General features: G+C 43.8%; 2 protein-coding genes and 2 pseudogenes. All 4 read left to right on the forward strand.

Features of this window, described 5'->3' with window-relative positions:
* Window positions 1-411 (forward strand): LPXTG cell wall anchor domain-containing protein (locus tag AB5Y61_RS01155; protein ID WP_368402735.1); only part of this gene is annotated, 411 nt, incomplete at its 5' end.
* Window positions 412-592: 181 nt separating this feature from the next.
* A pseudogene (locus tag AB5Y61_RS10605) lies at window positions 593-682 on the forward strand (KxYKxGKxW signal peptide domain-containing protein); the annotation flags it as partial.
* A gap of 519 nt (window positions 683-1,201) precedes the next feature.
* Window positions 1,202-7,078: pseudogene (locus AB5Y61_RS10610) on the forward strand (LPXTG cell wall anchor domain-containing protein); the annotation flags it as partial.
* Between the two features lie 349 nt (window positions 7,079-7,427).
* Window positions 7,428-10,843 (forward strand): accessory Sec-dependent serine-rich glycoprotein adhesin (locus AB5Y61_RS01185; protein ID WP_368402740.1); only part of this gene is annotated, 3,416 nt, incomplete at its 3' end.

Raw genomic sequence — 10,843 nt, forward strand, 5'->3', positions numbered from 1 at the left:
GTAAGTACTTCAGTTTCAGTGAGTCAATCACAATCAGGATCAACATCTGGTAGCGGTTCATACTCTAACTCAATGAGCCAATCAGGATCAACATCTGCTAGTGGTTCATACTCTAACTCAATGAGTCAATCAGGATCAACATCTACTAGTGGTTCATACTCTAACTCAATGAGCCAATCAGGATCAACATCTACTAGTGGTTCATACTCTAACTCAATGAGTCAATCAGCTTCTGGTTCAGAGTCATTGTCTACATCAGAATCAGCAAGTGGATCACAAAAACACAGCGAATCTGTAGCACTTCCAAATACTGGTGAAACAACATCTGTAACATCAGCTCTTCTTGGAGCAGTTGCAGGACTTGCTGGAGCAGCTGTACTTGGTCGTCGTAAAAAAGAAGATGAAAAATAATCTTCTATCCTAATTTGATTCGATCATTTCAGGTATGTGGTCAATGAAAAAAGGATCCAAAAAGAGAACCTCCGGGTTCTCTTTTTGTATGTTGTTTTCGTGTCAGAAAATGGTCTTAATTAGTTACATTAGGGAAAAAATAGGGTATAATAACTTGATATCTAAAATTTAAGGAGCAGTCATGTTTTTTAAACGTTCAAAAGGTGAGTTTCGTGAAACGGAGCGAATCACACGTTTTAAATTAATCAAATCAGGAAAGAATTGGGTACGGGCATCTGTTTCACGGTTAGGCCTATTTCGCGTCCTACGAGGTGGTGTGGATGAAAAATTCATGGTTAGATATGATGATTCTTCACGTCAGATGCCTGCAGAACTAGTAAAAGGTATGGTTGTGCTAGGGGCTCTTGCTGGAGCAACAACAGTTGCTAACCCAGTATTTGCAGAGGAAAATGGGATGAATACGACTGTTGGGTCTGAAATCAGCCCATCGACCGGTGTAGCGGGTTCGGATAGTTTTGTCTTGGGGACGACCTCTATCACAGATTCTGTGTCAGCGAGGCAGTCTGCTAGCGAATCTGAATCACTCTCGAAGTCAGGCAGTCAGTTGCTTTCAGAAAGCAGTTCACTTTCTCAGTCGGTTTCTTTGAGTGAATCTCATCTTGTTAGTGCTTCAGCGAGTCAGTCCACATCAGAAACCGCTAGCAGCAGTCTCTCAGAGGACGATTCAATTCACAGGTCTACTCCTGAAACGAGTGAGAAAGAAGCAGCGACTCAGACCACTCGCTCGGAAGACCAGGTGAAGCGTCTCCAAGCCTTGGCTTTGGATTTATACACCTATCGTGCACAAGCTATGGAAATTCCGGGGACAGAATCTGCTATTGAAAATGGAGATCTGGCTTTAGAGGCTATTCGTGTAGGCTTGTCCAATCCGGCAATTCAAATCGATGCCGTGGAAAGTCAAGCAAAAACCGCTCGGAATCGGTTGGCCAATGCAGTGCTCCGTGCTACTTCAGGTCAACGAGATCCGCGCAATGGGAATCGTATCGACTCGGATACTAGTCTTCGTGCTCCTCAATATAATCTAGGGCCAGCTAATAATGCTTTGATTTCCGCTTATAACTCTGACTACATCAATCAGGCTTATAACGTTGTTGAAAGCATTCCTACACGAAATAGTATTAAAAGCATTGGCTACGCTTCTGGTAGTGACCGTGTGAATGGCATCAATGTGCCTCAGACATCGGCACTAAAAAATAGTGCAGTCGCCTTTAATATTTTGGGGACTGTTGGCCAGACAGAAGTCGTAACGCCTGGGAAAATTTATAATGTTTCTTTTGTAGTGACTAATACGGCTAAGCAGTCAGTGACACGTACGCTTCGTATTCAGGTTTTGCCACAAAATGATGGCATTCGAAACCCGATTACGGCTGTGACAACGAGTACTTTTGTTAATGACACCACTAACTTGGCCCAGGCTGAAAAAGAGAAGGTTTGGGAGGCTTTTAAGACTGCTAACCCAAATATTGCCACTTCAAAGGATTTTAAATCTTATTCGGTTTCATCATCTGGTGTGGTGACTATTACTTATAAAGATAACACCACAAATGATGTAACCGCTCCTGTTAAGCGCCTAGCAGCACCGATGGTTGAGACTCGCTTACTAGAGAAAGCCTATACTCAAACACCTGTAACAGTGACCGGTGCTGAGCCTGGATCTACCGTTGTCTTGTATAACAATGATGATGAAATCGGAACAGCAGTAGCGGATACTTCTGGGCAAGCGATTGTGACACCAACCGTTCCTTTACAAATTGGTGGTGTGACAACTAAAGCACGGATCATGTATGGTGATCACGCGGTTTATTCTGATGCCAGCAATATGGTTGCTGTAACAGATGCCACACGTCCTGAAGTGACGGCTAAGTTAACTGTCAATGGTGTGGAACCGAAATCAACCCCTCTTGAAGGTGGTGGGAAGAATTATACCATTTATGCTGGTGATGATGCAGTTGTGACTTTTACAGCTACTGATGACAGTGGCAAGTTGAAAGAAATGAAAGTCGTTGCACGAGCAGATTTGAACGACAATGCCTTGAACGGGAATTTCTTTGGTGGCAGCCAGTATGGAACAGGTGATATTGCACCTATCACGGGAGATATTACGGCAACAGCTGCGAACCCTGCAACTATCACAGCGACCATTCATTTGAAGGATGACCTTTACCATTCCTTCCGAAACACATGGCAACGCAATGTCGCGGCTATTGACAATGCGTCTAATATGAACCGTCCAAATGGTTTGGGTGAAATTCGGATTACCCAAGGACGTCTTGCTGATCGTACGCCAGGTGTGGCACCAACAAGCACTATTCAGGTGACCAGCTTGACAGCCTTGACAGATGCAGATAAGAGCAAGGTGATTGCAGCTGTGTCGGCTGTTAATCCAGAGGTGGCTAACCGCATTAAGGCCTATACGGTTAATAGTGATGGTACAGTCACCATTACTTATAAAGATAGTACGACCAATGTCGTAGCTGTGAAATTGTCAGATAGCGATCATAGTCAGTCTGTCTCAAACAGTCAGAGTGCATCTACGAAGACTTCGCAATCGATTAGTCAGTCCTTAAGTACGAAGCAATCACAGAGCGTATCGGCTCAGCAGAGTGTTTCATTGAGCCAATCACTGAGCTCAGTTCGTTCGCGAAGTTTGTCGGCTTCACTAAGCCAATCAGCATCGGCAAGTGTATCCGCTCAAGCGAGTCTATCTCGCAGTCAATCATTGAGCAAGGAGATTTCTCAATCTCAATCCGCTTCGACGAGTCAATCTGTATCGGCAAGAAAATCTGAATCTGTGAAGGTTTCGGAATCCGTTTCTGCAAGTGTCAGTGCCTTGCAGTCTGCTTCGGTATCAGCGAGTGCATCCAAAGTGGTTAGCCAGTCTATGTCAAGCTCGACATCCGCTTCAATGAGCGCCTTTGTTTCAGTGAGTCAGTCGGCTTCAGCATTGGTTTCACAGTCAGCATCGGAGTCACTAAGTCAATCTACTCGTGAGTCGGCTTCAAAATCAGTGAGTCAATCGCAGTCTGAGTCTGCATCAGTATCCTTGAGTGAGTCAGTTTCAACGTCTGAGTCAGCATCTGTTTCAACCTCAGAGTCAGTATCGACCTCAGAATCGATCTCAACGTCAGAATCGATTTCTACCTCTGAATCTGTATCAACGTCCGAGTCGGTTTCAGCCTCAGAATCGGCATCGACCTCAGAATCAGCATCAGTATCAACATCTGAGTCAGTATCAGAGTCAGCATCAGTATCAACATCTGAGTCAGTATCAGCGTCAGAATCAGTTTCAACATCTGAATCGGTTTCAGCGTCAGAATCAGTGTCTACGTCTGAGTCAGTTTCAAGTTCTGAATCAGTCTCAACGTCTGAATCAGTGTCTACATATGAATCAGTTTCAACATCTGAGTCATCGTCAGCTTCAGAATCAGTATCTACTTCAGAATCGGTGTCTACATCTGAATCGGTGTCTACATCTGAGTCTGTATCAATGTCCGAATCAGTCTCAGCGTCTGAGTCAGTATCAGCCTCTGAATCAGTATCTACATCTGAATCGGTTTCAACATCTGAGTCAGTTTCAGCATCTGAATCGGTATCAACGTCTGAATCAGTCTCAACATCTGAATCTGCATCAACCTCAGAATCAGTTTCTACATCTGAGTCTATATCAACGTCAGAATCAGTTTCTACTTCTGAGTCAGTCTCAACGTCAGAATCGGTTTCAACGTCAGAATCAGTCTCAACATCTGAATCGCTGTCAACATCCGAGTCGGTTTCAGCGTCAGAATCAGTTTCTGTATCTGAATCAATATCAACATCTGAATCAGTATCAGCCTCAGAATCAGTTTCAACATCTGAATCGGTGTCAGCGTCAGAATCAGTGTCTACGTCAGAATCAGTCTCGACATCCGAGTCGGTTTCTAGATCTGAGTCTATATCAACGTCTGAGTCGGTGTCTGTATCCGAATTAGTGTCGACATCTGAGTCAGTGTCAACATCCGAATCGGCCTCAACGTCTGAGTCAGTCTCAAGTTCAGAATCTATATCAATGTCCGAGTCAGTATCGACATCCGAGTCAGTGTCAGCCTCTGAATCAGTGTCTACGTCTGAGTCAGTTTCAAGTTCTGAATCAGTCTCAACGTCTGAGTCAGTGTCTACATCTGAATCGGTTTCAACGTCTGAGTCAGTGTCAGCATCAGAGTCAGTATCTACCTCTGAATCGGTGTCGACATCCGAGTCTGTATCAACGTCTGAGTCGGTGTCGACATCCGAGTCGGTTTCAGCTTCAGAATCAGTATCAGCGTCAGAATCAGTCTCAACATCTGAATCAGTCTCAGCGTCAGAATCAGTTTCTGTATCTGAATCAATATCAACATCTGAATCAGTCTCAGCTTCAGAATCAGTTTCAACATCTGAATCGGTATCAACGTCCGAGTCGGTTTCAGCCTCAGAATCAGTTTCAAGTTCAGAATCGGTATCAACGTCAGAATCAGTCTCAGCGTCTGAGTCATTGTCAGCGTCAGAATCAGTATCTACTTCTGAATCGGTGTCAGCTTCAGAATCAGTGTCTACGTCTGAGTCAGTTTCAAGTTCTGAATCAGTCTCAACGTCTGAATCGGTCTCAACGTCTGAATCGATTTCAACCTCTGAGTCAGTTTCTACCTCAGAATCAGTTTCTACCTCAGAATCGCTGTCAACATCCGAGTCGGTTTCAGCGTCAGAATCAGTCTCAACATCTGAATCAGTATCAGCTTCAGAATCAGTTTCTGTATCTGAATCAATATCAGCTTCAGAATCAGTTTCTGTATCTGAATCAATATCAACATCTGAGTCAGTCTCAGCGTCTGAGTCAGTCTCAACATCTGAGTCAGTCTCAGCGTCTGAGTCAGTCTCAACGTCTGAGTCAGTCTCAACGTCAGAATCAGTCTCAACGTCTGAGTCAGCCTCAACATCTGAATCAGTATCAACATCTGAGTCAGTCTCAGCGTCTGAGTCAGTCTCAACGTCAAAATCAGTCTCAACGTCAGAATCGTTTTCTACCTCTGAATCACTGTCAACATCTGAATCGGTGTCTACATCTGAGTCAGTATCAGCGTCTGAGTCATCGTCAGCTTCAGAATCAGTATCAGCCTCTGAATCAGTGTCTACGTCTGAGTCAGTTTCAAGTTCTGAATCAGTCTCAACGTCAGAATCGATTTCAACATCCGAGTCAGTATCAGCCTCTGAATCAGTCTCGACATCCGAGTCATTGTCAGCGTCCGAGTCAGTTTCTACATCTGAATCAGTGTCTACTTCAGAATCAGTATCAGCCTCTGAATCAGTATCAGCCTCTGAATCAGTATCTACTTCAGAATCTACTTCAGAATCAGTGTCAACATCTGAATCAGTATCAGCGTCTGAGTCAGTCTCGACGTCTGAGTCGGTGTCAACATCAGAGTCGGTGTCAACATCAGAGTCAGTTTCAACCTCTGAGTCAGTATCTACGTCTGAGTCAGTTTCTACATCTGAATCGCTGTCAACATCCGAGTCGGTTTCTACATCTGAATCGCTGTCAACATCCGAGTCGGTTTCTGTATCTAAGTCATTGTCAGCGTCTGAATCAGCATCTGAGTCAGCATCAGCATCTGAGTCAGCATCAGCATCTGAGTCAGTATCAGCGTCTGAATCAGTATCTACATCTGAATCGGTGTCAACATCAGAGTCAGTCTCAACGTCTGAATCGGTTTCAACGTCTGAGTCCGTGTCGACATCTGAATCGGTATCAACGTCAGAATCAGTTTCAAGTTCAGAATCGGTATCAACGTCAGAATCAGTGTCTACGTCTGAGTCAGTTTCAAGTTCTGAATCGGTATCAACGTCAGAATCAGTTTCAAGTTCAGAATCGGTATCAACGTCAGAATCAGTCTCAGCGTCTGAGTCAGTATCAATATCCGAGTCATTGTCAGCGTCTGAATCAGTATCGACCTCTGAATCAGTATCGACCTCTGAGTCAGTGTCTACATCTGAATTGGTTTCAACGTCAGAATCAGTATCAACATCTGAGTCAGTGTCTACATCTGAATTGGTTTCAACGTCAGAATCGATTTCAACGTCTGAGTCCGTGTCTACATCTGAATCGGTGTCTACGTCTGAGTCAGTTTCAACCTCTGAATCACTGTCAACATCCGAGTCGGTTTCTGTATCTGAGTCATTGTCAGCGTCCGAATCAGTGTCTACCTCTGAATCGGTTTCAATGTCAGAATCAGTATCAGAGTCAGAATCAATATCTGAGTCAGCATCAGAGTCAGTATCAACGTCAGAATCAGTGTCTACGTCTGAGTCAGTATCAGCGTCTGAGTCAGTCTCAACTTTTGTTTCAGTTTCGGAATCAATCACGACATCAGGGTCAACATCTGGTAGTGGTTCATACTCTAACTCAATGAGCCAATCAATTTCTCATTCAGAGTCAGTATCATCATCAGAATCAGCAAGTGGATCACAAAAACACAGCCAATCTGTGGCACTTCCGAATACTGGCGAAACAGGATCTGTGACATCAGCTCTTCTTGGGGTTGTTACAGGGTTAGCTGGAATTGCTGGACTGACCCGACGTAAAAAGAAGGGGAACTGATCTAGTAGGAAATATCATTTTTTCGAGAGGCTGGGACAAAAGTCCCAGTCTCTCAATTGTCTTTGCATTGTTGAGCAAGACGCAGTGGTTGAGTGGGCTCTACTACGCTGATTTCATCAGCTTTTATAGCCCTACTCAACTGTGCGGAGGTGGGACGACGAAATCGAATTCTAACGAATTACCGATTTCTGTCCCACTCTCTTTTTTACTAGTAGAATGAAGTGTTTTTAATTTCTTGCAAAAAATTCGAAAACAAAAACAACAATAAATAAGTTTTTCATAGCAAATTACTTGAATCTACGTAGTATTCCTGTATAATGAATAATGACTACAATGTAAGGGGAATATCATGCAATTTAAGCGTTCAAAAGGAAACTTTCGTGAAACAGATCGTGTCGTACGCTTCAAATTAATTAAATCAGGAAAAAATTGGCTTCGAGCATCAACAGCAGCTCTAGGTCTCTTTCGTGTGGTACGTGGGCAAGTGGAGGAGGCCATCATTGCTAACGTGCAGCAAGATCAAATAGAAAGTCAAAAGAATAGCCAAGCCTTCTTAAAAGGTTTGATTGCGGTAGGAACTGTTTTTGGAGGTGCTGTACTTGCTACGACTGCTAAGGCGGAGGATGCAACATCACTTGCACCAACGGTTTCTGAGACAAAAGAGGAAACCTTGGCAGAAGTGGACAGTGTGGTCTTAGCGAAAACTTCAAGCCAGCCTTCAGAATCTATCTCTGTTTCAGAATCCACTAGCCTTTCTACATCTGTTAGTGCGTCTGCTTCGATCAGTGAATCTACTTCTTTGTCCTTGAGCAAAGTTGGATCAACTGCACTGTCAACTGCACTTAGCGAGTCTTCCCAAGCTCTAGAGTCAGAAGCAAGTATTGAAGAGCCGACTAGTTTAGAAGAAGCCACTGTTTTAGAACAAAACACCTCTGAAGCTGAATTGCTCCAAAAAATTGCAGGGGATTACGCATCTACAATGACGGACACTGATCGTCAAGCAGTGGTCGAAGCGGTCATTAACAAGGTGCAGGCTGAAGTGATTGCAAGCAATAACTTGATCCACACAAATGCTGGTGCGCAAGCTTATGCCGAGCAACGCGATCGTTTGGGCAAAGCGGTTGATGAGATGATGACCACCTTAACGGCTGCAGGCTTTGTGGGAAATTCCAATGTAAATGGGAAACCAGCTATCTCAGCTCAATTGGCTCCGATTAGTGAAGAGGCTAGAAGTAGTAATGAAGATCTATCCATCTCACCCGAGATGGATGATCGCCATGGCGCCAATGTGGTAGATGCGCCACTACCAACCTCGAATGTTGCCAAAGACCCGAACCTAGATAAAAATGCTTTGTTAACTCCAGAAGAGCTTGCAAAGTATTCAAAAGATCACGATTTGAACCGTTATACTTTTGCAATTTGGGAATTTGTTGACCAAAATGAGAAATCCTTGGGCTACTATGCGACACTATCTGTTGATCGTAGCGAAACGAATCCAGATATTCGTGATCCGAAGAATGTTTATTTCCGAATTGTGAAGGAATCAGATGGATCAGAAGTCTTTTCTCAAACATTCCAACCTAATGAGATATTGAATAGCCCTATACGACTTCCTAAAGAAGTTTTGATTGCAGATTCTCCAGCAGGCAACAACTTTATCTATTCTTTCGGAGACGCAAGTAAACCTCCTTATGTGACCCTACAATCTTTTCCTAGTCTTATGGTTCCAGTCAGAAGTGTTATGCTTCGAGATGTCTATGATGTCATGGAACCTTCACGTCAAGGTCAAATATTAAATGATTTCTTCCAGGTTAAAGTACCAACCATGTGGTCTCAACAGTCTACCTTGTATCGTTTGGTGGATCCAAAGGGTGAATGGCAAAATGGACTGTATCAACCAACTGGTGAAGAAGAGATCCTTGCTGAATACAGGCAATCTGGGATTGAGGGACAACAGTATACGGCTTCAAATGCGCGTGATATTGCAGGTTACGTTCAGGTACCAGTAGTAAGTACTTCTCAAAATGTAAGAACAGGAACTTTTGATAATAGTACAGTTGGAGATCGACGTGTAGAATTATACGGCGGCGCGCGTGAGCATTTTATAAGAAGTGAAGTTGTCCCAACGAATCAAAATGGGGACTACATTCTTCGCTATTACGTCTTGGATCCTTCTAAAATATATTCATTGACCTCTCGGGATACAGGAAATGAACCAGTATTTGATAAGTATACTCTTGTTTATGAAAAAACTTTTAAACACGACGTTCCAGGCCAATTGTCTGACTTAGGTGGAACGCGTAAAATTGAAAGTAAAAATAAGGATTATTTCCTAAACGTTACTCCAAGACGTGTGGATGAACATAAATTTGAACTGGACGTAACAGGTTGGTTTTCCGCCAATGAAACAGTGACCTATACTGATGAAAAGACGGGAATAGCGTACACGGTTCCAAAACCATTCACAGCTGTTCCAAAATCACCTTCCCTTTCAAAAAATACAACGATGGTTGTAGGAGAAGATGCGACTCCTCAAGGAGCCGATGGCTTCTCTCGTTTCAAGCATACGATTAAGGATAACTATTATGCTAATCCAATGACGAGTGTGAACTACTATTATCGGAAGATGACGGCATCTGAGTCTGCCTCACAGTCTCAAAGTTTTTCAACTTCATCTTCCATCTCTGAGAGTGAGTCACCAACCTTTGAGTCTATTTCAAGATCTCAGTCAGAATCCTTGGACCCAGCATCGCTATCTGCGAGTCAGTCAGAATCCTTGGTTCAAGCCTCGGTTTTTGCGAGCCAGTCTGATTCTTTAATTCAAGCTATGTTTTCTGCGAGTCAATCGAAGTCCTTGGCTCAAGAATCACTTTCCGCGAGCCAGTCTGATTTCTTAGTTCAAACATCAATTTTCCTTAGTCAATCGGAATCGTTGGCTCAAGAATTGCTTTCTACGAGCCAATCGACATCCTTGGTTAAATCCTCAGAATCGGCGAGTCGCTCTGAATCCTTGGTTCAAGAATCACTTTCTGTGAGCCAATCTGAGTCACAGGTTCAAGAATCGCTTTCAGCAAGTCGATCAGACTCGCTGGTTCAAGCCTCAGTTTCGACAAGTCAGTCTGAGTCCTTGGTACAAGAGTCCATTTCAGCGAGTCAATCTGAGTCCTTGGTACAAGAGTCGGTTTCAGCAAGCGGATCAGAATCGTTGGTTAAAGAATCACTTTCCGCGAGTCAGTCAGAGTCGCAAGTACAAGCATCAGTTTCCGCGAGTCAATCTGAATCGCAGGTTAAAGAGTCCGTTTCAGCAAGTCAGTCTGAGTCCTTGGTACAAGAGTCCGTTTCCGCGAGTCAATCAGAGTCACAGGTTAAAGAATCGGTTTCAGTAAGTCAATCTGATTCCTTGGTACAAGCGTCCGTTTCAGCAAGTCAGTCTGATTCCTTGGTACAAGAGTCCGTTTCTGTTAGCCAGTCTGATTCGCTGGTCCAAGCCTCGGTTTCCGCTAGCCAATCTGATTCCTTGGTACAAGAGTCGGTTTCAGCAAGCGGATCAGAATCGTTGGTTAAAGAATCAATTTCCGCGAGTCAATCTGAGTCCTTGGTACAAGAGTCGGTTTCAGCAAGCGGATCAGAATCGTTGGTTAAAGAATCAATTTCCGCGAGTCAGTCAGAGTCGCAAGTACGAGCATCGATTTCAGCAAGCCAATCAGAATCGTTGGTTCAAGCATCAGTTTCGGCAAGTCAATCTGAATCACAGGTTAAAGAGTC

This window comes from Streptococcus parasanguinis, from assembly GCF_040908565.1.
Lineage (GTDB): Bacteria > Bacillota > Bacilli > Lactobacillales > Streptococcaceae > Streptococcus > Streptococcus parasanguinis_AC.